Source organism: Streptomyces sp. NPDC006140 (assembly GCF_040628815.1).
In the GTDB taxonomy this organism is placed as follows: domain Bacteria; phylum Actinomycetota; class Actinomycetes; order Streptomycetales; family Streptomycetaceae; genus Streptomyces.
Map to the genome: position 1 here is coordinate 230,667 of NZ_JBEXTS010000003.1, position 25,068 is coordinate 255,734.

General features: G+C 72.5%; 20 protein-coding genes and 2 pseudogenes. 16 read left to right on the top strand and 6 right to left on the bottom strand.

The window, feature by feature from the left end:
* Positions 1-50: 50 nt before the first annotated feature.
* The 8 genes from ABZ386_RS10465 to ABZ386_RS10500 all read left to right on the top strand — a co-directional run bounded on the left by ABZ386_RS10465 (position 51) and on the right by ABZ386_RS10500 (position 12,743).
* Positions 51-1,814, top strand: a complete 1,764-nt coding sequence (locus tag ABZ386_RS10465) for an FAD-dependent monooxygenase (protein ID WP_358964562.1) — start codon at positions 51-53, stop codon at positions 1,812-1,814.
* A 45-nt stretch (positions 1,815-1,859) separates the two neighbouring features.
* Positions 1,860-2,729 carry an intradiol ring-cleavage dioxygenase gene (locus ABZ386_RS10470; RefSeq protein ID WP_351334163.1) on the top strand — a complete coding sequence of 290 codons (870 nt, stop codon included), beginning with the start codon at positions 1,860-1,862 and terminating at the stop codon, positions 2,727-2,729.
* Positions 2,726-3,817, top strand: coding sequence for a maleylacetate reductase (locus ABZ386_RS10475; RefSeq protein WP_358964563.1), 1,092 nt, complete (start codon positions 2,726-2,728; stop codon positions 3,815-3,817). The genes ABZ386_RS10470 and ABZ386_RS10475 overlap by 4 nt, the downstream gene beginning before the upstream one ends.
* A 46-nt stretch (positions 3,818-3,863) precedes the next feature.
* Positions 3,864-4,706, top strand: a complete 843-nt coding sequence (locus tag ABZ386_RS10480) for an NAD(P)H-binding protein (RefSeq protein ID WP_358964565.1) — start codon at positions 3,864-3,866, stop codon at positions 4,704-4,706.
* Between the two features lie 138 nt (positions 4,707-4,844).
* Positions 4,845-5,759, top strand: coding sequence for a YceI family protein (locus tag ABZ386_RS10485; RefSeq protein ID WP_351334154.1), 915 nt, complete (start codon positions 4,845-4,847; stop codon positions 5,757-5,759).
* A 362-nt stretch (positions 5,760-6,121) separates the two neighbouring features.
* Positions 6,122-8,164 (top strand): elongation factor G, encoded by a 2,043-nt coding sequence (fusA, locus tag ABZ386_RS10490; RefSeq protein WP_358964567.1) that lies wholly within the window; start codon positions 6,122-6,124, stop codon positions 8,162-8,164.
* A 370-nt stretch (positions 8,165-8,534) separates the two neighbouring features.
* Positions 8,535-10,421, top strand: coding sequence for a DUF2075 domain-containing protein (locus ABZ386_RS10495; protein WP_358964569.1), 1,887 nt, complete (start codon positions 8,535-8,537; stop codon positions 10,419-10,421).
* A gap of 192 nt (positions 10,422-10,613) precedes the next feature.
* Positions 10,614-12,743: a DUF2075 domain-containing protein gene (locus ABZ386_RS10500; RefSeq protein ID WP_358964720.1), complete on the top strand. Its 2,130-nt coding sequence runs from the start codon at positions 10,614-10,616 to the stop codon at positions 12,741-12,743.
* A gap of 79 nt (positions 12,744-12,822) precedes the next feature.
* On the opposite strand, the gene ABZ386_RS10505 is transcribed toward ABZ386_RS10500, so the two are convergent.
* A complete protein-coding gene (locus tag ABZ386_RS10505; RefSeq protein WP_232840675.1) occupies positions 12,823-12,951 on the bottom strand; it encodes a DUF6408 family protein in 129 nt (42 codons plus the stop codon).
* 280 nt (positions 12,952-13,231) lie between these two features.
* Here ABZ386_RS10505 and ABZ386_RS10510 point away from each other — a divergent pair, with 280 nt between their 5' ends.
* The gene (locus tag ABZ386_RS10510) at positions 13,232-14,086 is read left to right on the top strand and encodes an alpha/beta hydrolase (protein ID WP_358964570.1); all 855 of its coding nucleotides are present in this window, start codon (positions 13,232-13,234) and stop codon (positions 14,084-14,086) included.
* On the opposite strand, the gene ABZ386_RS10515 is transcribed toward ABZ386_RS10510, so the two are convergent.
* Both ABZ386_RS10515 and ABZ386_RS10520 read right to left on the bottom strand, forming a co-directional pair.
* On the bottom strand, positions 14,073-14,465 hold the full coding sequence (locus ABZ386_RS10515) for an SCO5389 family protein (RefSeq protein ID WP_351334136.1): 393 nt from the start codon (positions 14,463-14,465) through the stop codon (positions 14,073-14,075). The two genes, ABZ386_RS10510 and ABZ386_RS10515, sit on opposite strands and share 14 nt — an antisense overlap.
* Positions 14,466-14,533: 68 nt before the next feature.
* Positions 14,534-15,474 (bottom strand): annotated as a pseudogene (locus ABZ386_RS10520) (ATP-binding protein).
* 152 nt (positions 15,475-15,626) lie between these two features.
* On the opposite strand from ABZ386_RS10520, the gene ABZ386_RS10525 reads away from it, so the two are divergent.
* Positions 15,627-17,141, top strand: coding sequence for an ABC transporter substrate-binding protein (locus ABZ386_RS10525; RefSeq protein ID WP_358964572.1), 1,515 nt, complete (start codon positions 15,627-15,629; stop codon positions 17,139-17,141).
* A 9-nt stretch (positions 17,142-17,150) separates the two neighbouring features.
* On the opposite strand, the gene ABZ386_RS10530 is transcribed toward ABZ386_RS10525, so the two are convergent.
* Entirely contained in the window at positions 17,151-17,552 is a 402-nt protein-coding gene (locus ABZ386_RS10530) for a RidA family protein (RefSeq protein WP_351334128.1), read from the bottom strand.
* A 113-nt stretch (positions 17,553-17,665) separates the two neighbouring features.
* Here ABZ386_RS10530 and ABZ386_RS10535 point away from each other — a divergent pair, with 113 nt between their 5' ends.
* On the top strand, positions 17,666-18,046 hold the full coding sequence (locus ABZ386_RS10535) for a helix-turn-helix domain-containing protein (protein ID WP_031118543.1): 381 nt from the start codon (positions 17,666-17,668) through the stop codon (positions 18,044-18,046).
* Positions 18,047-18,058: 12 nt separating this feature from the next.
* Here the strand turns inward: ABZ386_RS10535 and ABZ386_RS10540 are convergent, their stop codons facing one another.
* On the bottom strand, positions 18,059-18,820 hold the full coding sequence (locus ABZ386_RS10540; protein WP_351334124.1) for a CDP-alcohol phosphatidyltransferase family protein: 762 nt from the start codon (positions 18,818-18,820) through the stop codon (positions 18,059-18,061).
* 108 nt (positions 18,821-18,928) lie between these two features.
* Here ABZ386_RS10540 and ABZ386_RS10545 point away from each other — a divergent pair, with 108 nt between their 5' ends.
* The 5 genes and pseudogenes from ABZ386_RS10545 to ABZ386_RS10565 form a co-directional block, all read left to right on the top strand.
* The gene (locus ABZ386_RS10545) at positions 18,929-19,909 is read left to right on the top strand and encodes a zinc-binding alcohol dehydrogenase (RefSeq protein ID WP_351334122.1); all 981 of its coding nucleotides are present in this window, start codon (positions 18,929-18,931) and stop codon (positions 19,907-19,909) included.
* Between the two features lie 173 nt (positions 19,910-20,082).
* On the top strand, positions 20,083-20,481 hold the full coding sequence (locus ABZ386_RS10550; RefSeq protein ID WP_010043117.1) for a 6-carboxytetrahydropterin synthase: 399 nt from the start codon (positions 20,083-20,085) through the stop codon (positions 20,479-20,481).
* The gene (locus ABZ386_RS10555; RefSeq protein WP_358839184.1) at positions 20,478-21,683 is read left to right on the top strand and encodes a glycosyltransferase family 4 protein; all 1,206 of its coding nucleotides are present in this window, start codon (positions 20,478-20,480) and stop codon (positions 21,681-21,683) included. Before ABZ386_RS10550 ends, ABZ386_RS10555 begins: the two co-directional genes overlap by 4 nt.
* Before the next feature lie 251 nt (positions 21,684-21,934).
* Positions 21,935-22,903 carry a class I SAM-dependent methyltransferase gene (locus ABZ386_RS10560; protein ID WP_351334235.1) on the top strand — a complete coding sequence of 323 codons (969 nt, stop codon included), beginning with the start codon at positions 21,935-21,937 and terminating at the stop codon, positions 22,901-22,903.
* Positions 22,900-24,144 (top strand): annotated as a pseudogene (locus ABZ386_RS10565) (lysylphosphatidylglycerol synthase transmembrane domain-containing protein); the annotation flags it as partial. The gene ABZ386_RS10560 and the pseudogene ABZ386_RS10565, both read left to right, overlap by 4 nt.
* 155 nt (positions 24,145-24,299) lie before the next feature.
* On the opposite strand, the gene ABZ386_RS10570 reads toward ABZ386_RS10565, so the two are convergent.
* Positions 24,300-25,028: a creatininase family protein gene (locus tag ABZ386_RS10570; RefSeq protein ID WP_351334119.1), complete on the bottom strand. Its 729-nt coding sequence runs from the start codon at positions 25,026-25,028 to the stop codon at positions 24,300-24,302.
* Positions 25,029-25,068 lie beyond the last annotated feature (40 nt).

Genomic DNA, 25,068 nt, shown 5'->3' on the forward strand with positions numbered 1-25,068 from the left:
CACCGCCCGCCCGGCCACTCCATGATCATGAGCGCTCGATGTCCGCCCCCATGCCCCCCCCGCAGGAGCGCCCCGTGTCCCCCGTCGTCGACACCGACGTCCTGATCGTGGGCAGCGGCCCGGCCGGTGCCTCCGCCGCGCTCGCCCTGAGCACCTACGGCGTGCCCAACATCGTCGTCACCCGCTACGCGAGCCTCGCCGACACCCCCCGCGCGCACATCACCAACCAGCGCACCATGGAGGTGCTGCGCGACCTCGGCGTGGAGCAGGAGGTCGTCGCCCAGGCGACCCCGCAGCACCTGATGGGCAACACCACCTTCTGCACCAGCCTGGCGGGCGAGGAACTGGGCCGCGTCCGCTCCTGGGGCAACGACCCGCTCGTGCAGGCCGAGCACGAACTCGCGAGCCCCACCCGCATGTGCGACCTGCCGCAGCACCTCATGGAACCGGTCCTCGTCAACGCGGCCGTCGCCCGCGGCACCCGCCTGCGCTTCGAGACCGAGTACCTCTCCCACACCCAGGACGCCGACGGCGTCACGGCCACCGTCCGCGACCGGCTGCGCGGGGACACGTACGAGATCCGCGCCAAGTACCTGATCGGCGCCGACGGCGGACGCTCGAAGGTCGCCGCGGACGCCGGGCTGCCGATGGGTGGCCAGATGGGCATGGCCGGCAGCATCAACATCGTCTTCGAGGCGGACCTGGCGCAGTACACCGCCCACCGCCCCTCGACCCTCTACTGGGTCCTCGCCCCCGGCGCGACGGTCGGCGGCATCGGCGCGGGCCTGGTCCGCTGCGTCCGCCCCTGGAACGAGTGGCTGATCGTCTGGGGCTACGACGTCGGCGCGGGCGCGCCCGACCTGACCGCCGAGTACGCCGAGTCGATCGTCCGCAAGCTCGTCGGCGACGACGACATCCCGGTGACGATCAAGTCGTCCTCGGCGTGGACCGTCAACGAGATGTACGCCGAGCGGTACGCGAACGGCCGGGTCTTCTGCGCCGGAGACGCCGTGCACCGGCACCCGCCGTCCAACGGCCTCGGCTCCAACACCTCCATCCAGGACGCCTACAACCTGGCCTGGAAGCTCAAGCTCGTCCTCGACGGCACCGCCCACCCCCGGCTGCTCGACAGCTACACCGCCGAGCGCGCCCCGGTCGGCCGGCAGATCGTCACCCGCGCCAACCAGTCGATCCGCGAGACCGCCCCGGTCTTCGAGGCCCTCGACGGGCTCTCCCCGCAGACCCCCGAGCAACTGTGGGCCAACATCGCCGCACGCAAGGACGCCACCGAGGCCGCCGAGAAGCAGCGCACCCGGCTGCGGGAGGCGATCGCCTTCAAGGTGTACGAGTTCAACGCGCACGGCGTCGACCTCAACCAGCGCTACACCTCCGACGCGATCGTCCCGGACGGCACGCCCGACCCCGGCTTCACCCGCGACCCGGAGCTGCACCACCAGCCGTCCTCCCGCCCCGGCGCCCGGCTCCCGCACGCCTGGATCACCTCCGGCACCCGCACCCTCTCCACCCTCGACACGGTCGGCCGCGGCCGCTTCACCCTGCTGACCGGCATCGGGGGAGAGGACTGGGTACGGGCGGCCGAGGCCCAGGACATCGAGATCGCCACCGTGGTGATCGGCCCGGGGCAGGAGTACGAGGACCCCTACGGCGACTGGGCACGCCTGCGCGAGACCTCCGACGCGGGCGCCCTGCTCGTACGCCCGGACGGCTTCGTCGCCTTCCGCCACGCGACCGCCGCCCCGGACGCCGCGGAACGGCTCGCCGACGCGCTGCGGCGGATCCTCGGGCACACCTGAGCGCGCCATCATGGAGGAAGCGCACGTCGACGACGAGGAGCGGGGATGACCACCGACGCGACCGGCACCGGCGTCACCGAGCAGGCCCTGGCCAGCCTCCGCACGACCGCCGACCCGCGGCTGCGCGAGCTGCTCACCGCGCTCGTCCGCCATCTGCACGACTTCGCCCGCGAGACGCGCCTCACCCAGGAGGAATGGGAGCAGGCGATCGGCTTCCTCACCGCGACCGGGCAGGCCTGCACCGACACCCGGCAGGAGTTCATCCTGCTGTCGGACGTGCTCGGCCTCTCCATGCTCGTGGAGACCCTCCACGGCCACCGCGCGCCCGGCGCCACCGAGTCGACCGTGCTCGGCCCCTTCCACCTGACCGAGTCGCCGGTCCGCGAACTCGGCGCCGACATCGACCTGGTCGGCGGCGGCGAGCCCTGCGTGGTCAGCGGCCGGGTGCGCTCCGCGGACGGCACACCCCTGCCCGGTGCCCGCGTCGACGTCTGGCAGGCCGACGACAAGGGCTTCTACGACGTCCAGCAGCCCGGCGTGCAGCCCCCCGGCAACGGACGCGGCCTGTTCACCGCCGACGCCGAGGGCCGCTTCTGGTTCCGCACCTGCGTCCCGGCGGCCTACCCCATCCCCACCGACGGACCCGTGGGCGGCCTGCTGCGCGCGACCGGACGGCACCCCTACCGCCCCGCGCACATCCACTTCATCGCCACGGCCGGCGGACACACGCCCGTCACCACGCACATCTTCGTCGCCGGCGGCGACTACCTCGACTCCGACGCCGTGTTCGCGGTGAAGCAGAGCCTGGTCCAGGACTTCGCGGAGACCGACGACCCGGCCCTCGCCCGGGAGTTCGGCGTCCCGAACCCCTTCCGGCACGCCGACTTCGACCTCGTACTAGAGCGCACGGCATGACGTTCCAGGAGGAGTTCACCTACGAGACCCGGCCCGCGCGGGTCGTGTTCCGGCCCGGCGCGGCCGTCACCGCGACCCCGGGTGAGGCCGCGCGCCTCGGGCTGCGGCGGCTGCTCGTGGTGTGCGGCCGCCGGGGCGAGCCCGTCGCCCGGGCCGTCGCGGACGCGCTCGGCGACAGCTGCGTGGGAGTGCACGCCGAGGCCCGGATGCACGTACCCGTCGAGGACGCCGACCGGGCCATCGCGGCGGTCCGGGCGGCCGGGGCGGACGGCTGCGTCGCCGTCGGCGGCGGCTCCGCGATCGGGCTCGGCAAGGCGGTCGTCCTGCGCACCGGACTGCCGCTGATCGCCGTGCCGTCGACCTACTCCGGCTCGGAGATGACCCCGGTCTGGGGCCTGACCGAGCACGGCACCAAGCGCACCGGCCGCGACCCGGTCGTCCAGCCCCGCAGCGTCGTCTACGACCCGCGGCTCACCCTCTCCATGCCCCCGTCGCTGACCGTGACCAGCGGCGTCAACGCGCTCGCCCACGCCGTCGAGGCGCTGTACGCCCCGGACGCCTCACCGCTGGTCTCGGTCATGGCCGAGGAGGGCGTGCGGGCGATGGCCGAGGCGCTGCCGCGGCTGGCCGCCGCCCCCGACGACCTCGACGCGCGCGGCAGGGCGCTGTACGCGGCGTGGCTGTGCGGCGCGTGCCTGGGCGCCACCACGATGGGGCTGCACCACAAGGTCTGCCATGTGCTGGGCGGCGGCTACGGGCTGCCGCACGCCGAGACGCACACCGTGGTCCTGCCGTACGCCCTCGCCTTCAACGCCCCCGCCGCCCCGCGGGCGCTGACCGTACTGCGCCGCGCGGTCGGCGCCGACGACGTGCCCCGCGCCCTGTGGGAGCTGTCCGGCCGCCTCGGCGCACCGCGGTCCCTCGCCGAACTCGGCCTGGCGGAGGACGACGTGGCCCCGGCGGCGGACCGGATCGCCGGCGAGCCGTACGCCAACCCGCGCCCGGTGACGGCGGACGGGGTGCGGTCCGTACTGCGGGCGGCGTACCGGGGAAGTCCTCCGGAGCCCGCCGACGGGATCGCCGAATAGCCCCTTGCGGACAGAAGGTGACCGCAAGGCCTTTTACGGTCGTGGCATGACTCAGACGCAGAAGATCCTCGTCACCGGCGCCACCGGAACCGTCGGCCGCCAGGTCGTCGCCGAACTGCTCGCCCGGGGCCACGAGGTCCGCGCCCTCACCCGCGACGCCGCGAAGGCCGACCTCCCCGCCGGTGTCGAGCTCGCCGAGGGCGACCTGACCGCACCGGACAGCCTGGCCCCGGCCCTGGAGGGGATCACCGGCCTCCACCTGATCACCTTCGGCGGGGCCGCCTTCACCCCGCTGGAGACCGGCCCGCGCATCCTGGAACTGGCCCACGCGGCCGGCGTCCGCCGGATCACCGTGCTGCACGGCGGCGGGCCCACCCCGCTGGAGGACGCCGTGCGCGCCGACGACCGGGTGAGCTGGACCGTGCTCATGCCGGTCGAGTTCATGGCCAACGCCCTGGAGTGGGCGGACGGCATCGTCGCCTCGGGCGAGGTCCGCGAGCCGTTCGTCGACCGGCTCAGCGCCATGGTCCACGAGGCCGACATCGGCGCCGTCGCCGCCGTCGCGCTCACCGAGGAGGGGCACACAGGCCAGGAGTACGTGATCACCGGCCCCGAGGTGCTCACCGTCGGCGACAAGGTGAAGACGATCGCGGCCGCCGCGGGCCGGGAGATCACCCTGGTCGAGCTGACCGAGGAGGAGGCCGTCGCGCGGTGGCGGGCGGCGTACCTCCCCGAGGACGTCATCGGCTTCCTGCTGGAGGTGTACGGCAACACCCCCGAGGCGGGCCGTACGGTCGCGGGCACCGTCGAGAAGGTCACCGGCCGCCCGGCGCGGACCTTCGCCCAGTGGGCCGCCGAGCACGCGGACGCCTTCCGGGAGCGGTCCTGACTGTCTCGTAATGAGACACCCGTGCCGGAGCCCGGTCCGTCAGGATCGACGAGGGGGTGTGACCGCAGCAAGGTGCGGCCGTGCGGCGTGCGCTGAACCGGCGCCGTACGGGCGCACACCCGAAGAAAGGTGAACCACATGGCCCTCGCACTGCTCCGGCGCCGGTGGCTCAAGAGCACCTCCGCCGCAGCGGCGGGCCTCGCCCTCCCCCTTCCGTCCGGTGCCGGTGCCGTGGCCCGCGAGGTCGTCGACCCGATGGGCTCGCCCCTGCCGGCCGCGGACGTCACCGTCACCGCCCTGGACACCCACCGTGTCGTCGCCCGCGGGACGACCGACCCGTACGGCTACTTCCTCGCGGCGCTGCCGCCGGGCCGCTACAGCCTGCTCATCTCGGCGGAGGGCCTGCGGCCGCACCGCGAGACCATCGAGACGGTGGCGGGCGCGTCGACGCCCACCGAGCGCGTCTGGCTGGCACCGGCCGAGGCCCTCCAGCTGCCGACCCCCGGGACCTGGCTCTTCGACCCGCCGCACACCGCGATCCGGTTCATCGCCAAGCACGTCGGCATGGCGAACGTCCACGGCCGTTTCGAACGCTTCGAGGGCGGCATCCAGATCGCCCAGGACATGACGCACTCCCGCGTCCACGTCCGCATCGACGCCTCCAGCATCACCACCGGCAACACCACCCGCGACAACCACCTGCGGTCCGCCGACTTCCTGGACGTCGAACGCTTCCCGTACATCGACTTCACGAGCGCGCGCTTCGCCTACCGGGGCGGCAGCAAGTGGACGCTGCAGGGCTCGCTCACGATGCACGGCGTGAGCCGCTCGGTCGCGCTGGACACGACGTACCTGGGCACGGTGAACGGCGGCTACGGACAGGAACTGCGCTGCGCGGCCCTGGCGACGGCGGAGCTGCACCGCGAGGACTACACCCTCAACTGGCGTTCCATGCTGGCCCGGGGCATCGCGGTGGTCGGCCCGACGGTGCAACTGGAGCTGGACGTCCAGGCGATGTACCGCACCCACGACACCCCGACCCCGCCGGAATAAATCCCTGGCCCCGCCCCTTCCGCCCTTCCTACACTCGGCACAGACCCGGCGCCGCCCACGACCGAGCGACGCGCCACCGTGACGACGAAGGGAGACGGCCATGCGTGACCACACCGTTGCCGCCGTCTCCCTGCCGCGCTACGAGGTGATCCTCGTGTCCTCGTCGCTCCGGTGCCCGCTGCGCGGCCGGCGCCGGATGACCGGGACGAACGCCTGAACAGCGCCTCGGTCTGCTGACATGCCGTCAGCAGACCGAGGCGTGCGTGTCGTCGGATCTCCTTGGATCTTCTTGGATCTCTGTGGATCTCTTTCGCCCGGAATCGCGCTGCCCCTTTCCCGATCGCCTCGAAAGGCCCTGGGCCGTGCGCACCCACCACAACCCGCTCGCCGTCGTCCGCAACCTCGGCATCCTCGCCCACGTCGACGCCGGCAAGACCACCGTCACCGAACGGATCCTGTTCGCCACCGGAACCACGCACAAGCGCGGCGAGGTCCATGACGGCACCACCGTCACCGACTTCGACCCGCAGGAGCGGGACCGGGGCATCACCATCTTCTCCGCGGCGGTGAGCTGCGCCTGGGACGGCCACCGGATCAACCTGATCGACACCCCGGGGCACGTCGACTTCGCCGACGAGGTGGAGCGTGCCCTCCGGGTGCTCGACGGGGCGGTGGCCGTGTTCGACGCGGTGGCCGGGGTGGAGCCGCAGAGCGAGTCGGTGTGGCGGCAGGCCGACCGGCACGGCGTGCCGAGGATCGCGTTCGTCAACAAGATGGACCGCGCCGGTGCCGGCCTGGACGCGGCCGTGGCGTCGATCCGGGAGCGGCTGCACCCCGCCCCGCTGGTGGTACAGCTGCCGATCGGCGCGGAGGACGCCTTCACCGGCGTCGTCGACCTGGTGCGCATGCGCGCGCTGCGGTGGCCCGGCGGCGACACCCTGGAGGAGGGGCCGGTACCCGACGACCTGCGAGAGGAGGCCGGCGCCCGCCGCCGGGCGCTGGAGGAGGCCGTGGCGGAACTCCACCCCGGCGCGCTGGAGGAGTTCTGCGACACGGGCACGCTCGGCGAGCGGACCCTCTCCGCGGCGCTGCGGGACCTGACCCGGAGCGGCGAGGGCGTGGTCGTGCTGTGCGGCTCCGCCTACCGCGACCGCGGAGTCGAGCCGCTGCTGGACGCCGTGGTGGCCTACCTGCCCTCGCCGCTGGACGTGCCGCCGGTCCGGGGCACGCACGGCGGCGAGGTGCGGGAACGGCCCGCCGACCCGGCGGCGCCGCCGGCCGCGCTCGCGTTCAAGGTGCACGCCACCCCCACCGGGCGGCTGACGTACCTGCGGATCTACTCGGGGACGATCGAGAAGGGAGACACACTGTGGGACGCGAGTGCGGGGCGCACCGAGCGGATCGGACGGATCCTGCGCGTCCAGGCCGACCGGCACGCACCCCTGGACCGGGCGGTCGCCGGTGACATCGTCGCCGTCGTCGGGCTGAAGTCGGCCCGGGCCGGCTCGACGCTGTGCGCGCCGGACGCCCCGCTCGTCCTGGAACCCCCCGGGGTGCCCGAGCCGGTGGTGTCGGTCGCGGTCGAGTCCCGCCGGGCCGGCGACACCGACCGTCTGGCATCGGGGCTGGCACGGCTGTCCGAGGAGGATCCGTCGCTGGTCGTGCGGACCGACCCGGAGACCGGGCAGACGCTGCTGTCGGGCATGGGCGAACTGCACCTGGAGGTGGCGGTGGAGAAACTCCGGCGCGACCTCGGGCTGGAGGTCGCAGTGGGCCGACCGAGGGTCAGTTACCGGGAGACCGTCGGCCGGGGTGTGTCCGGGCTGGTGTACCGGCACGTCAAACAGGACGGCGGCGCGGGACAGTTCGCCCATGTCGTCCTCGACGTGGAGCCGTACGCGGAAGGAGGCTTCGACTTCCGCTCGGCCGTCGTCGGCGGGCGCGTGCCGCAGGAGTACGTCCGGGCGGTCGAGGCCGGCTGCCGGGACGCCCTCGCCGAGGGGCCGCTCGGCGGGCACCCGGTGACCGGGCTGCGCGTGACGCTCACCGACGGGGCGACCCATGTGAAGGACTCCTCGGACACGGCGTTCCGCACGGCCGGCCGGCTCGGTCTCCGCGAGGCCCTGCGCGCCTGCGCGATGGTCCTGCTGGAGCCGGTCGCCGAGGTCACCGTCACGGTGCCCGAGGACGCGGTCGGCGGCGTGCTCGGCGACCTCGCCGCCCGGCGCGGGCGGGTGACCGGCTCGGCCACCCGCGCGGGCGCGGCGGTCGTCACCGCCACGGTGCCGCTGGCCGAACTGTTCGGCTACGCGACCCGGTTGCGCAGCCGCACCCAGGGCCGCGGCACCTTCACGGCCCGGCCCACGGGCTACGCGCCGGCGCCGACCGCCACCGCGGTCCGGTAGGACGGCGGCCGGCCCCTTCCCTTCGTGTGGGGGAGGGGCCGACCCGCTCTACGGGTACGCAACCACCGTCGACGGCACCGTGGACGTCCCCGACGTCGGCGCCCCGTGTGCCGACGACCCGGAGGGCCCGGCCTCCTACGCCCGAGCCGTCCGCGGCGATGGCCTCCCACACACCGGCATGGGCTGGGAGATCGACGCGATCCATGAACGGCGGGGTGGCGGGCAGGGGCGGTACGGACGGCCTCCGCCTCCCAGGTAACCTCGGAAGCGTAGTCATCGCGGCCCGACGGGCTTCCGCTCCACCTCGGTGGAGTCTCGAAGGACATGCCCCCACCCGCACGAGTCAGTTCGTGCTGCCCGGGGGAAGTCCTTGCTGTTCCGCGCGTCTGCCGCATCGGTCGCCGCCATGGCGCTCGACCATTCGCTCTACCTCCATCTCACCGAGCAGTTCACCCACGTGCACGGTTACCGGCCCGGCCCCTCGGAGGCGCGCTCCTGGGAGCGGAGCATCCCCGCCCTGTCGGCCGCGCTCAACGACGCGGGGCTCGGTGACGTGGAGATCATGCTGGAGTACGCGCTCCCGCTGAACAGCAAGCGCGCCGATGCCGTCCTCGCCGGTGTCCACCCGGTGACGGGCGAGCCGTCGTACGTCGTGGTGGAGCTGAAGCAGTGGAGCCAGGCCGAGCCGGACGAAGAGGACCCGGCACTGTGTCACGTGGACGCCTACCGTCATCCGGTCCTCAACCCCATCGAGCAGGTACGCCGCTACTGCGAGTACCTGGTCAACTTCAATGGCGCGGTGGCCGAGCATCCACGTCGGGTCAGCGGAGCCGCGTTCCTGCACAACGCGACCGAATTCGGGGTGGGTGGCCTGCGCGCCATCGAGTCCGACGAGCACGGCCTGCTGTTCACCGGGGACCGGCGCGGCGAGTTCCTCGACCATCTCCGTACGAGGCTCAGTGACAAGCGGCCCGGCGCCGGGGCCGCCGACGAACTGCTGGCCGGGAAGACAGTACCGTCCAAGCAGCTCATGTCGGTGGCGGCGCAGGAGGTCCGCGAGCGTGAGCAGTTCGTCCTCCTCGACGAACAGCAGGTCGCGTACCGCATGGTGCTGAACGCCGTGCGCAGGGCCAAGAGGTCGGACCACAAGGAGGTCGTGGTCGTCACCGGCGGCCCCGGCACCGGCAAGAGCGTCATCGCTCTCTCCCTGCTCGGCGAGCTGTACCGGCAGGGCGTCCCGGCCCTGCACGCCACCGGGTCCCAGTCGTTCACCAAGACCATGCGGAAGGTGGCCGGCTCCCGCAAGCGGGAGGTACAGGAGCTGTTCAAGTACTTCAACAGCTTCATGACGGCCGAGAAGAACAGCCTGGACGTCGTGATCTGCGACGAGGCACACCGCATCCGTGAGACGTCCGCCAACCGGTACACGCCGGCCGCGCACCGGACCGGGAAACGGCAGATCGACGAGTTGCTGGACGTCGCCAAGGTGCCCGTCTTCCTCCTCGACGAACACCAGGTCGTCCGCCCCGGGGAGATGGGCCGGGTCGACGACATCAAGGCGGCAGCCGCGCGCAGGGGACTGACCTGTCACGTCGTACCGCTCGACAGCCAGTTCCGCTGCGGCGGGAGCGACGCCTACCTGCGCTGGGTCGTACGCCTGCTGGGACTGGAGCCTGGCGGGCCGGTGGTGTGGGACCCCGACGACCGCATGCAACTGGTGGTCGCCGAGAGCCCGCAGGAGATGGAGTCCTTCCTGGACGGCCGGCGCGGCCAGGGCTACGGTGCCCGGATGTCCGCGGGCTACTGCTGGCCCTGGTCTCCCGAACCCAAGCCGGGAGAGCCCCTTCCGGCCGACGTGCGCATCGGCGACTGGGCCCGTCCGTGGAACCTGCGGGGCGACCGCTCCGTGTCCGGGGCTCCGCCCTCCGCCCTGTGGGCGACGGACCCGGCGGGTTTCGGTCAGATCGGTTGTGTCTACACGGCCCAGGGCTTCGAGTACGACTGGTCCGGCGTCATCATCGGACCCGACCTGGTGTGGCGCGGTGACCGCTGGATCACCGACCGTACGGCATCCAAGGACCCGGTCTTCAAGCGGTCGACTCCCGACGCGGACGTCGACCGCCTGATCCGCAACACCTACAAGGTTCTCCTCACCCGAGGCATGGTGGGCACGGTCGTCTACTCCACGGACGCGGAGACCCAGCACAAGCTACGGGAGCTGACGGGCCGGCCGCGCCTCACAGCCGTGGGGGCGTGAACGGGCTGTCCGCTTCCGTGACCTCGCGACGATTCGTCCGTGACGTGGGCACGGTGGCTTGGAAACGGCTGCCGGGGAGGCCACGCACCTAAGATCACCGGTACCGGTCGCGGCCCGACGGGCTTCCTCCGCACGAGGACATGCCCCCACCCGCACGAGTCACTCGTGCCCTGGGGGAACCTCCTCGTGTCCATGCTCCTGCTGAGGTTGTCCGCGCAGGACCTGCTCGCCCTGAACTCCCGGCGCCGGATGGTGCCCCACCTCGCAGCCAGATGGAAGCACTTCCGGGGCACGGAAGCCTCCCTCTCCGAACGAACCGCGTGGGCGGAGAGCCTGGTCGAGTTGGCGAAGGACCTCGTGGCGGCGGACCGCGGCGGTGTGGAGATGATCGTCGAGTGCGCGGCGACGGTCGAGGAACCGGAGAACCGCAACGACCAGCGCCTGATCGACGTCGTCCTGGCCGGCCGCCACCCCGAAACCCACCACCCTTCGTTCCAGCTCGTCGAGCTGAAGCGCTGGTCGACGGTCACCCGGGTCGAGGCCGCGACAGCCGAACTGGTTCACGTGCCGGGAATCATCGAGCCGAAGCGACACCCCGCCCTGCAACTGCGCGAATGCTTCGACCTGTTCACCGGTGACAAAGGTCCGCTGGACGGCCTCCAGGTCGAGTGCGGCGGATTCGCCTATCTCCACAACGCCACGGAGGAATCCGCGAAGCCCCTGCTCGACGCCGACGCGCCCACGGGGATCTACGCGCGCACGTACACCAAGGACCGCCGCGCGAAACTGCTCGCCGACCTTCGTCGACACTTCGCGGAGAACGGCGGCGACCACGCCGCCGAGCTGCTGCTGAAGAAGATGAACCTCCGCAACACGCCCCTGCTCGACGCGATGATCAGGTCCCGGGGCGAGGACACCGTTTTCACCCTGCGGAGGAAGCAGAAGGAGATCGCCGACGACGTCATGGAGAAGGCGTCCCTGATACTCGGGGACCCCGACCAGCCGACCCTCGTCCCGGACGACCGAAGGGCCGTCTTCGTCGTGACCGGCGGCGCGGGCACGGGCAAGAGCGCTGTCGGACTGCAGCTCAAAGCCCGGTTGGAAGCCGCCGGACGGACGGTCCGGTACGCCAGCGGCAGCAGGGCCTTCAACGGGGCGCTGCAGGAGCACGTGGGGTACGGCGACAGGGAGTTCAAGGAGAGCTTCACCTACTTCAGCAGCTTCGTCACACCGCCCGACCCGCCGCTCGACGTCCTCATCTGCGACGAGGCGCACCGGCTGCGGGACAGGACCACCAACCACTATCTGCCGGCCGAGGCGCAGGGGACGAAACCTCAGGTGGACGAGTTGCTCGACGCCTCCCGCCTCACGGTGTTCTTCCTGGACGGAAGCCAGTCGGTACGGCCGAACGAAGTGGGCACGGCTGACCTCATCACGAACGCCGCCAAAGCCCGTGGTATCACTCCGGCTCGCTACGAACTGTCGGCCCAGTACCGGTGCGGAGGAAGCGACGGGTACGTGCACTGGGTGCGGGATGTCCTGGGACTCACCGGGAACGAGCCGGAGCCCTGGACCCCTGACGGACTCATGCACGTCGAGGTCGCCGACAGCGCTGCGGACATGGAGCGGATCATCAGGGCTGAGGCGGAGGCAGGGGCCTCCGCCCGTATGGTCGCCGGATTCTGCTGGCCCTGGACCAAGCCGCGGGGCAAGGGCGCGGGGAGGTGGCTGGAAGCCGATGTCCGCATCGGTGGCTGGCACAAGCCGTGGAACGCCTACAGCGAGAGCTTCTGCGAGGACGGAACCGTGCCGCCCTCCAAGATCTGGTCCGTGCACCCTGCCGGGATCAACCAGATCGGCTGCGTCTACACCGCTCAGGGACTCGAATGGGACTGGTGCGGCGTGATCATCGGCGAGGACATGGTGCGCCGCGACGGTCGCTGGGTCTTCCAGAAGGGCAAGGCGCGCAAGGATCCGGAAACCGGGGTCAAGCGAGTGGCGGCCCCGGGCTCCTTCGACCCGAGTCTGCGGGGCAAGAAGCCGGACGACGAGGACTTCGCCCGGTGCATTCGGCACGCGTATCACGTGCTCATGACCCGGGCGAGCCGGGCGACCGTCCTCTACTCGCGCGACGAGGAGACCCAGGCATACCTGAAGCAGATCGTCGGGGACGTGCGGATCGACGGCCTGCGTCCCACCTGGGAGAACCTTCCGCCCGTGGCGCGGGCGGCGCATCTGCCCCGGCCCCAGCGGGGACGCAACCGCTCGCGCAACAGGAAGAAGCAGAACAAGCCCGACAAGGGGCAGCGGCCCCTCTTCTGAGCGCACTTCCGGCGAGCCGGCCGGCGGGTGAAGGGGGAGAGGAGAGTGGCGGGTTCACCGGACCCGCCACATGCCTGCCTCAGACGAGGAGGCGCGCTGCCGCCGTCAGCAGCTCCCACACAAGGTTGGAGGCAACTCCTGCGGCGGCGCCGACCAGGATCTCGCGAATCCAGGAACGACGCGCGGGCTTGTACTCGACCGGTTCCATGAAGAGCCACTCCAGGGTGTGAGTTCGGAATGGCAGGGATCGCCCTACCGGGCATCCGCCCTCACCGAAGTGAGGTCCACGTGGTGGATTCACCGTTCGTCACTCACGACCAGCGGACTGGACCGTGGACACCGCCTCGTACCCTCCGGGAAGGTGCGCAGCGAGTGTGAGCCTAGTGATGAGCGCTGGATCATGCCAACCGGCAGACCGGACACCGGAGTTGCAGGGGCCTTCCGGTATCCGGTTGCCCCACACGCCACCAACTGTCAGTCTCCCGCCCATGCCCGCCTTCACCGCCCCCGACGGCACCACCCTCGCCTACCACGTGGCGGGAGACGGCCCGCCCCTGGTCTGTCTCCCGGGCGGCCCCATGCAGGACTCCGTCTACCTGGGGGACCTCGGTGGTCTGACCGCCCACCGGACCCTGATCCGGCTGGACCTCCGGGGTACGGGCCGGTCGGCGGTGCCGGGGGACGCGGCGTCGTACCGCTGTGACCGGCAGGTCGAGGACGTCGAGGCGCTCCGGAAGGAACTGGGCCTGGAGCGGCTGGACCTGCTCGGGCACTCCGCCGGTGCGAACCTGGCGGTCCTGTACGCGGCCCGCCATCCCGACCGCGTGGGGCGCCTCGCCCTCGTCACGCCCAGCGTCTTCGCCGTCGGGCTCGACATCACCGCCGAGGACCGGCTGGAGACCGCTCGCCTGCGCCGGGGCGAACCGTGGTTCGCCCCGGCGTACGCGTCCATGGAGGCGATCACGGCCGGCCGGGCGGCGGACGGGGACTGGGCGGCCGTCGCGCCGTTCTGGTACGGGCAGTGGGACGAAAGGGCGCGGGCCTTCCGCGCGGCTGAGGAAGAGCAGCGCAACGGCGATGCCGCCGCCCGCTACGCCTCCGACGGCGCCTTCGACCCCGGAGCCACCCGGACCGCCCTCGCCGCGTTCCCCTCACCGGTGCTCGTCCTCGCCGGGGAGTACGACGTTGCCGCGCCCGCGCGCGTGATGAAGGAGTACGCGGGGCTCTTCCCGAGGGCTGAGGCGGTGGTGCAGAGCGGGGTCGCGCACTTCCCCTGGTTGGACGATCCGGGGGCGTTCGTGGCAGCCCTGGTCGCCTTCCTCGACGGCGTCAGCAGTCCCTGAACTCCGGTGACTGGTTCAGGATCTGGGAGCGGGCGGACGTGAAGCGGGTGTACGTCTCGCCGTTCCGGGACTCCGGGCGGAACGCCGCCACGCGGTGGCAGTTCTGGAAGGCCAGGGCGATGCCGAAGTGGCGCTCCAGGCTGGAGCGGATCGCGTCGCTGGCGAGGGCGCGCAGGAGCTGGCCGCGTTCCTGCTCGGACGGGGGAGGGGTCTGGTTGTCCGTGAACTCCGCCTGACCGGCGTTCAGGTCGGCGGCGAGGGAGGCGATCAGGTCGTAGGCGTAGGGGAGGGACGTGCGGACCGTGTCCACGAAGTCCTCCTCGCGGATGTCGCCGCGTTCGGCTTCGGCGAGGAGCCGGTCGGATACGTCGAGAGACATGAGGGGGGTTTCCTGTCTGGTTGTCGGGGAGCGGGGAGCGGGGAGCGGGGTGTGGGATGGGGGCGGGGTCAGGCGGTGGCTGGGCCGCCGGGGACGAACTCCGGGTCCACCTGCGCCGCCAGGTCCTCGCCCGTGCGGGCGTCCGCCCAGGCGCGGGCGTTGCGCAGGTGGAACTCGACCGCGTGGCGGTGGAGCCGGGTCCAATCGCGGACGTGGGAGTCGACCGTCTCGCGCAGGATGTTCAGGGCGTGCCGGTTGTGGGTTCCAGCTCGCCTCGCTCCCTGCCCTGCTCCGCCGCGCGGACCCAGGGCGACTGCTCCAGGTGGGTCAGCAGGTCGTCCCCCACCTCCTCCTTGAGGAAGAGGAGGTCGTCCTCGCAGGTCACCTTGTTGCCGATGACCGCGACGCGGATGCCGAACTGCTCCGCGTGGTCGCGGTACTGGCGGTAGACCGAGACGCCCTTGCGGGTGGGTTCCGCCACCAGGAAGGTGATGTCGAAGCGGGTGAAGAGGCCCGAGGCGAAGGCGTCCGCGCCCGCCGTCATGTCGACCACGACGTACTCGCCGGGCCCGTCCACCAGGTGGCCCAGGTACAGTTCGACCGCGCCGAGCTTGGAGTGGTAGCAGGCCACGCCGAGGTCGGACTCGTCGAACTCGCCCGTGACCATGAGGGGGATGCCGCCGGCCCGGCCGAGGTGCCGCGCGTGCAGTTCGTCGTCGCCGAGCGGGCGCAGCAGGCGGGAGCCGCGGCCCGGCGGGGTCGTTTTGATCATCGCCTCGGGGGAGGGGATGCGCGGGTTGGTGCCCCGCAGGTAGTCCTTGATGCGGGGCAGGTGGGCGCCCAGCGGCGGGGCGGGCTTCTCCTCGCCGCCGAGGGCCTCGGCCAGGTGCTGGTTGATGTCGCCGTCGATGGCGAGGACCGGGGCGCCGGAGCGCGCCAGGTGGCGGGAGAACAGCGCCGACAGCGTCGTCTTGCCGCTGCCTCCCTTGCCGACGAACGCGACCCTCACAACCCACCCGCCTTTTTGAAAATGGATGTCATGTGGTTAGGTTCGAGGAGTGCGTGTCGGACTGTCAAATCGCTTCGGCCGTATGGGATTTGGCGGCGTCTTCCCTCGTCCGTCCCCCGGTTGATCGGCGGTTTCCCCTTGATGCATATGCTGTGCAAGTGCGTGACCTCAGCATCAAGCCCCGTTCCCGGATCCTCGCCGCCCTCGCCCTCGTCCCGTGCCTGGCCGGCTGCTTCGCCTCCCCCGGAGGGGAGTCGCCGTCGGACGACGGCCGGTCGGGCTCCCGGCTGCGTGTCGCCCTCGCCTTCCCGCCCGCCGAGAACTTCTCGCCGTACGGCGCCGACGCCACGCTGCTCAGCCGTCTCGGCGTCACCGAGGGCCTGACCGCCCTGGACGCCAACGGTGCCGCGGCCCCCGCGCTCGCCTCCTCCTGGCGCCGTGAGAACGGCCGCACCTGGCGCTTCACCCTGCGCGAGGCCACCTTCCAGGACGGCACGGACGTCACCCCGTCCGCCGTGGCCGCCGCCCTCACCCACGCCACGCGGGCGAAGCCCGCGCCCGCCGCGCTCGCCGGCGTCACCCTCAGCGCGCGGGCCGACGGCGACCGCGGCCTGCGCATCACCACCGCGGCCCCCGACCCCGTGCTGCCCATGCGGCTGTCCAGCCCGAGCCTGGCGATCCTCTCCCCGAAGGCGTACGGCAAGACGGACCGCCCCGACCCGGTCGGCCACGCCACCGGACCCTTCGAGATCACCAAGGTCGACGGCGGCAGCTCCGCCACCCTCGACCGTTACGACGACTACTGGGGCGGCCGCGCCCAGGCCGCCGGCGTCGACGCGCGCTTCGTCAAGGACGGCACCGCGCGCGCCAACGCCGTACGCACCGGCGACGTCGACATCGCCGAGGCGATCCCCGTGGCCCAGGCCGCCACCCTCGACAAGGCCACCCTCAAGGAAGCCGGCACCACCCGGACCACCAGCCTGCAGCTCAACACCAGGACCGGCCCCTTCAAGGACCCGGGGCTGCGCGCCGCCGCCCGCAGCGCGATCGACTCCGCCGCCCTCGTCAAGGGCGTCTTCGAGGGGTACGCCGACCCGGGCGCCGGGATCTACGGCCCCGCCGTCACCTGGGCCGAGAGCAAGCGGGTGAAGCCGGCGGGACGCGCGAAGCCCGCCCGGCCCGACGGTACGTCGATCACCCTCGCCACCTACGACAACCGGCCCGAACTCCCCGAGGTCGCCCAGGTCGTGCAACAGCAGCTCCAGAAGGCCGGCTTCACGGTGAAGCTGGAGGTGCGCGAGTACTCGCGCCTGGAGAGCGACGCGCTCGCCGGGAAGTTCGACGCGTTCATCGGCGCCCGCAACAGCCTCCTGGACACCGGCGATCCCGTCGGCATCCTGGCCAGTGACTACACCTGCGACGGCGGCTACAACCTCGCCCTGCTGTGCGACAAGAAGGTCGACCGGGCCGTCGCCGCGGCCGACCGGACCGACGGCACCGGCGAGCGGCAGGACGCCGCCATGGCCGCGGAGGCAGCCGTCCTCGGCACGGACGCGGTGGTGCCGCTGGCGCACCAGCGGATCATCGCCGGCGTCTCCACCAGGGTCCGGGGCGTCCTCCTCGACCCCTACGAGCGGACCCTCGTGGGCACCGGAACGCGACGCTGACCGGCCGGTTCAGGCGGGCAGCCGGGTGTCGGCCACGCAGCTGATCTCGACGAGCTGCCCGGGGAAGGTCAGTTCGGTGACGCCCAGGGCCGTGCTGACCGGGCGGTGGGTGCCGAAGTACGCCCGGTTGCCCTCTGCCACCACCTCGGCGTTGCGCACCAGGTCCACCACGTACAGCGTCTGGGACACGATCTGGCGGCGCGTCACGCCGTAGTGGGCCAGGACCCGGTCGATGTTCACATACGTCTGCTCGAGCTGGGCGGCGAGGTCGTCCGCCGGGTCGAAGCCGCCCGCCTCGTCGAACGAGAGCTGGCCGGAGACATGGATCAGCTCGCCGGACCGGATCGCCTGCGCGTAGCCGAAGTGGCTCTCCGCCGGTATGCCGTGGTCGTAGACGTCGAGGGTGGTCATGGTTCCCGTCCTTCCGTCGAGCGCGTATCCGCGCTCTCTTGCGGTTACTCGGAAACCGTAGGAGAGTGACGGCCGACCTGGAAGAACGCACTTTTCAGTGACTGGGGAACCCGATGGTGACCAAGCAGTTGAGGGACCTGCCCGAGAACGCGGACCTCCGGCGGGCGGACTCCCTGGCCCGGGAGATCTTCTCCGACGTGGCCAACAAGTGGGCGCTTCTGATCATCGAGGCCCTCGGCGACCGCACCCTGCGCTTCAGCGAGTTGCGGAACGAGGTGGAGGGCGTCAGCCACAAGATGCTGACCCAGAACCTGCGGATGCTGGAGCGCAACGGCCTGGTCGACCGCGAGGTGCACCCCACCGTGCCGCCCAAGGTCGAGTACACGCTGACCGAGCCGGGCCGGGCCCTGCGCGCCACGGTCGACGCGATCTGCGGCTGGACCCACCAGTACCTCGGGCACATCGAGTCGGCGCGCGGCCGGTTCGACTCCTGACCGGCCCGGGCGTCAGCCCGCGACCAGCTCGCGCACCTGCCGGGGAGCCGGGGCCTCCTCGACCCGCGAGGTCCGGTACAGCCACAGCACGTCCCGCCCGAACGACCACACCAGCAGGCCCAGCGCCAGGGCCGCGACCCCGAAGTTGGCCGCGTACGGCAGCAGATCGGCACCCGCCAGCAGCAGGAGCACGCCCTGGAGCGCCGCGACCGTCTTGCGGGCGGTGCTCGGCGGCAGCGCGGCGGTCAGCCACGGCCAGACGCGGGCGGCGGCGACGAAGACGTACCGCATGCCGCCGATCAGCAGCACCCACGGGCCCAGTTGCATGGACACGTACACGCTGAGCACCAGGATCAGGAACGCGTCGACCTCCATGTCGAAGCGCGCGCCCAGCGGCGTCGAGGTGCCGGTGCGGCGCGCCACCTTGCCGTCGACCCCGTCGAGGATCAGCGCCACCGCCGTGAGACCGACGAACAACGACACGGGCGGCGAACTCTGGAAGGAGTCCGCGACCAGCGCGGTGACGCCGCCGACGAGGGTGGCCCGGCCGAGGGTGACCCGGTTCGCCGCGCCGAAGGAGCGCAGCCGCGAGCGGTGCAGGGCCCGGGAGAGCACCGCCCAGGTGGCGAACGCGAACGCGAGGCCGGTCAGCCAGCCCGCCGGGCCCATCCCGATCGCCGTGCCGATCAGGGCCAGCAGCAGGACCTGCACACCCGCCCCCAGGGCGGTCTCCTGCTGGACGAGCCTCGCGTCGTAAGTGTTGTTCAGGGCCACCGAACACCCTCCGGCCGTGTGACAGAGTCGATCAACGCCGCTACCTTGTGCGCGGCCTGTGCACCCCTCGGTACGCAAGCAGCTTCCCGATCGTTCAGGAGGACTTCGATGAAGCACACCGGACGTGCGTTCTGGATCGACTCGCCTGGGCGAGGCGCGATCCGGGACGTCGCCCTGCCCGCGCCCGGCGAGGGCGAGGTGCTGGTCCGCACGCTGTTCTCCGGCGTGAGCCGCGGCACCGAGACGCTCGTCTTCCGCGGCGGCGTACCGGTCAGCCAGCACACGGCCATGCGGGCGCCGTTCCAGGAGGGCGACTTCCCGGGCCCGGTGAAATACGGCTACCTCAACGTCGGAGTGGTGGAGGAGGGACCCGAGGCGCTCGCCGGCCGTACGGTGTTCTGCCTCTACCCGCACCAGACCCGGTACGTCGTCCCGGCGAGCGCCGTCACACCCGTGCCCGACACCGTGCCGGCCGAACGGGCCGTGCTCGCCGGGACCGTGGAGACCGCCGTCAACGCCCTGTGGGACGCCGCGCCCCTGCTCGGCGACCGGATCGCCGTGGTCGGCGGCGGCATGGTCGGCTGCTCGGTCGCCGCCCTGCTCGCCCGGTTCCCCGGCGTCCGCGTCCAGTTGGTCGACGCCGACCCGGGCCGGGCGGACATCGCCAAGGCCCTGGGCGTCGGCTTCGCCTCCCCGCAGGACGCCCTCGGTGAATGCGACCTGGTCGTCCACGCCAGCGCCACCGAGCAGGGCCTCGCCCGCTCCCTGGAACTCCTCACCGCCGAGGGCACCGTCGTCGAACTGAGCTGGTACGGCGACCGGCAGGTGAGCCTGCCCCTCGGCGAGGCCTTCCACTCCCGGCGCCTGGTCATCCGCAGCAGCCAGGTCGGCACCGTCTCCCCGGCCCGCCCCGGCCGCAGCTACGCCGACCGGCTCGCCCTCGCCCTCGACCTGCTCGCCGACCCCGCGCTCGACGCCCTCGTCACCGGCGAATCCGCCTTCGAGGACCTGCCCGACGTGCTGCCGAAGCTCGCCTCGGGCGAGATCCCCGCCCTGTGCCACCGCGTCCGCTACGACGAGAGCGATTGACACATCGGCTGACGATTCGTTCCATCCGGTACGACATCGGCCACGACAAGAGCGCCTGACCTGAGAAAAGACGTACCCGAGGCTGAACAAGGGAAGGCAGCCAGCCGTACTACACGGCATCCCCGGCGGCCATCACCGGGGAAGCAGACGCGCCGCACCTGGAGGGTCGTCCGTTGTTCAGCATCACCGTCCGCGATCACATCATGATCGCCCACAGCTTCCGCGGCGAGGTCTTCGGCCCGGCGCAGCGTCTGCACGGGGCCACGTTCCTCGTGGACGCCACATTCCGGCGTGAACAGCTGGACGAGGACAACATCGTCGTCGACATCGGGCTGGCCACCCAGGAACTCGGGGCGGTCGTCAGCGAGCTGAACTACCGCAACCTCGACAACGAGCCCGACTTCGCCGGGGTCAACACCTCCACGGAGTTCCTCGCCAAGGTCATCGCCGACCGGCTCGCCGAGCGCATCCACAAGGGGGCGCTGGGCGAGGGCGCCAAGGGCATCGCGGGCCTCACCGTCACCCTGCACGAGTCGCACATCGCCTGGGCGAGTTACGAGCGTGCGCTGTGACCGACACGACCATCGAGCGGCCCGGGCCGGCCGGAGAGGCACCGGCGCGGCTCAACTACGTGCCCGTGCAGCACGCCGCCCTGAAGAACGCCGAGATCATCCCCATGTCCCTGCGCACCGTGCACTTCGTGCTGCCCGGCGGCGTCGACGACCCGGCGACACCCAGCGGCGGCAACGCCTACGACCGGCGCGTGTGCCTGGACCTGCCCGGCTTCGGCTGGCAGGTGACCAAGCACGCCGTCGCCGGTGACTGGCCCCGGCCGTCCGCGGCGGCCCGCACCGAACTCGCCCGCGCCCTGGCCGGATTGCCGGACGGCGCCGCCGTCCTGCTCGACGGGCTGGTGGCCTGCGGCGTGCCGGAGATCGTGGTGCCGGAGGCGGAACGGCTGCGCATGGCCGTGCTCGTCCACCTCCCGCTCGGCGACGAGACCGGGCTCGACGCGGCGGTCGCCGCCGAACTCGACGCCAAGGAACGGGCGGTGCTGCGGGCCGTGCCCGCGGTGATCGCCACCAGCGACTGGGCCGTCCGCCGCCTGGTCTCCCACCACGGCCTGCCCCCGGAGCGCGTCCACGTCGCCGCCCCCGGAGCCGACATCGCGCCCCTCGCGCCCGGCACCGACGGTGTGTCGCGGCTGCTGTGCGTGGCCGCCGTGACCCCGCGCAAGGGCCAGCACCGGCTGGTGGAGGCACTGGCCGCGGTGACCGACCTGCCGTGGAGCTGCGTCTGCGTCGGCAGCCTCACCCAGGACCCGGAGTACGTCGCCCACCTGCGGTCCCTCATCCGCACGCACGGCCTGGAGGACCGGCTGGAGCTGGCGGGCCCGCGCTCCGGCCCGGCGCTCGACGCCAGTTATGCCACCGCCGACCTGATGGTCCTCACCTCGTACGCCGAGACGTACGGCATGGCGGTGACCGAGGCGCTGGCCCGCGGCATCCCCGTGCTGGCCACGGACGTCGGCGGCGTCCCCGAGGCGGTCGGGCGAGCCCCCGACGGCGGGGTGCCCGGCATCCTCGTCCCGCCGGAGAACCCCGCCGCCATCGCCGCCGAACTGCGCGGCTGGTTCGGCGAGGCGGACGTACGGCGTCGCCTCAAGGCCGCCGCCCGCGGCCGCCGCGCCGCCCTCGACGGCTGGGCGACGACCGCACAGAGCCTGGCGGCGGTCCTGCGCCGGCTCCCGACCGAACCCCGGAGGGCCGCATGACGAACCCGGTGACGACCCAGCAGAGCGGCACGATCCCGGCCCAGCCCGGGCCGCGGCAGACCGCCGAGTCGATGGACGGCGTGATGCCGGGCGCGGGCCCCGGCGGCACGTCCGTGGTGGGGCAGGCTGTCGGGACGGTGGCCGGAAGCGTGGATTCCGGCGGCACGTCCGTGGTGGGACAGGCACCCGGCGTGGTGGCCGGGGGCGCGGGTTCCGGTGGCACTTCGGCGGTGGGACAGGCTGTCGGCGTGATGGCCGAGGGCGCGGGTTCCGGCGGTACTTCGGCGCTGGGACAGGCACCCGGCGCGGTCATCCCGGGTGCCGGGCCCAGTGTCCCGGCAGCCGGATCGCGGCCCACCGTGAAGCTGCGTGAGGCCGGGCCCGACGACCCGCCCCGCTACGCGCCCGAGTGGCTGGAGCTGCGGGAGCCCGCCGACGCCGCCGCGCGGGCGCACGACCTGCTCGACCCGCTGCGCATCCGGCTCGCCAACCTGCCGGGCAAGTCGGGCGGCGTCGTCATCCACGACCTGGGCTGCGGCACCGGCTCGATGGGCCGCTGGCTCGCCCCCCGCCTGGACGGCGCCCAGCACTGGATCCTGCACGACCGCGACCCCTATCTGCTGCACTTCGCCGCCGTCGCCTCCCCGCGTTCCGCCGCCGACGGCAGCCGGGTCAGCACGGAGACGCGGCGCGGTGACGTGGCCCGCCTCACCCCGGACGCCCTGCAGGGCGCGTCCCTGGTGACGGCGTCCGCCCTGCTGGACGTCCTCACCCGCGAGGAACTCGACACCCTCGCCGCCGCCTGCGCCGGAGCCGGCTGCCCCGCCCTGCTGACGCTGTCCGTCGCCGGGCGCGTGGAGCTGACCCCGTCCCACCCGCTGGACGCGGAGATCGCCCAGGCGTTCAACGACCACCAGCGCCGCGACGGACTGCTCGGCCCCGACGCGGTCACGGCGGCGGCCGAGGCGTTCTCCGAACAGGGCGCCACGGTGCGGCTGCACCCGAGCCCCTGGCGGCTCGGCCCCGAGCAGGCCGCGCTGACCGAGCAGTGGCTGCGCGGCTGGGTCGGCGCCGCCGTCGAGCAGCGCCCCGACCTGCGCGTGCCCGCCGAGGCCTACCTGGCCGACCGTCTGGCCGCCTGCGCCGCGGGCGAGTTGCGCGTCACCGTCCACCACACCGACCTCCTGGCCCTGTGCCGCCCGGTGGGCGGAGCGTCATGAGTCCACAGGCGACGGGGACGCGGGTGGCCCCCCGGGGCGTGCTGACTCCGGTGCGCGAGCGGCCGACGCCGGCCGCCGCACCGACGTCGGCTTCGGCCGCCGAATCGGTGCAGGCACCGGCCTCGGTCCCGGCACCGGCCTCGGCCTCGGTCCCGGCCTCGGCCTCGGCCTCGGTCCCGGCACCGGCCTCGGCCTCGGTCCTGGCACCGGCGTCGGCCCCCGAGCCGTCGCGCCGGAGTGCCGATCGAGCGCCGGCCACCGGTGTCGGCACCGGCATCGACAGCAGCACCGGCACCCGCACCGGCTCGGGATCTCCCACCCACGTCACCGCCGTCGAAGCCCCCGCGACCGCCCCGGAGTCCGGCCGCGCCCCGGCCGGCTCCCCGTCGCCCGGCTCCCTCCGTGCCGCCCTCGCCCGGCTCGGTTCGCGCCAGGTCCGTACGCACCTCGGGACCCTCGCCGGTGTCGCCATCATCGGTGTGCTGTTCTGGCGGCTCGGTACCGGCGTCTTCCTGGACGGGCTGCGCCGGATCGACGCGGTGACGCTGCTGCTCGCGCTCGGGATCGGGCTCGTCACCACGGTGTTCAGCGCATGGCGCTGGGCGCTCGTGGCCCGGGGGCTGCGCATCCGGCTGCCGTTCGGGCCGGCCGTCGCCGACTACTACCGCGCGCTGTTCCTGAACGCAGCCCTGCCCGGCGGTGTCCTCGGCGACGTGCACCGGGCCGTGCGGCACGGGCAGAGCGAGGGGGATCTGCGGCGGGGCGTGAAGGCGGTCGTACTCGAACGGGCCGCCGGGCAGCTCGCGCTGTTCGCCGTCGGGGCCGTGGTCCTGCTGACCATGCCGTCCCCGGTGCTCGACGAGGCCCGGCACGTCGCCCCGCTCGCGGCCCTGGCCGCACTCGGCGCACTCGCCGTCGTCCTCGCCCTGCGCATGAACCGGGCGGCACCCTCCCGCCGGGGCCGGAAGCTGCGCGCGACCCTCGCCGAGGCGCGCGAAGGGCTGCTGTCCCGGCGCAACGGGCCCGGGGTGGTTGTCTCCTCCGTGGTGGTCCTGGCAGGTTACGTCGCCATGTTCGTCCTCGCCGCCCGCGTCGCCGGAGCCGCCGCCTCCGTGGCCGTCCTGGTGCCGCTCGCGGTGCTGGCGCTGCTGGCCATGGGGCTGCCGCTGAACGTCGGCGGCTGGGGGCCCCGGGAGGGCGTCACCGCCTGGGCGTTCGGCGCCGCCGGTCTCGGCGCCGGCCGGGGACTCGCCGTCGCGGTCGTCTACGGGGTGCTCAGCCTCGTGGCCAGCCTGCCCGGCCTGATCGTGCTCGTCGCCCGCTGGTACGCCGGACTGCGCACCGGGCCCCGGGCCGCCGCACCGGCCCTCGGACCCGGCCCCGCACCGGAAGGTGACTACCCGTCGGAGGTCAGCAACGAGAAATACGCCCCGAAGGATTCCGCCAGGCTCGCCAGGAGTTCCTTCCCTTTTTCCGCCGAACCCAGCGAAGCACGGCCGATGACACCGGAATCGGTATAGCCGGACATGCCGAGGGTCAGCAGATGACGCCGGTCGTCGGCGACGAAATCGGAGGTCTCATAACCGGGACGGAGCATTTCGGGATGAGCGTGCAGAAGGATGGAGGTCTCAATTTCCCCCGCGTGCATGTCGGTGAGCAGCGAGGTGACCACACCCGCCCGCTCCCGCGCCGCCTCCCAGTCCTCCGGGGCCGGGAAGAGCGCCATCCGCTCACCGCGGGCGGAGGACTCCTGAACGACATTGCCCAGCACGTAGTTCCCGCCGTGCCCGTTGACCACCACCAGGGCGTCGACCCCGGACCGGCGGAGCGAATCCGCTATGTCCCGTACCACCGCATGAAGGGTCACCGAGGAGATGCTGACGGTCCCCGGCCAGGCCGCGTGCTCGTGCGAGCACGAGATCGTCACCGGAGGAAGGAGGTGCACCGGGTACGCGCCGGCTATCTCCCGCGCGACGGCACAGGCCACCAGCGTGTCGGTCGCCAGCGGAAGGAACGGACCGTGCTGCTCGAAGCTCCCCACGGGAAGCACCGCGACCTGCCGTGAGACACCGGCGCCTCGCGTCCGTATGTCTTCCGTGGTGTCCGCCGGTACCAGATCACTCATAACTCCACGGCCTTTCGTCTCTGCTTAGGAACTCGAGAAT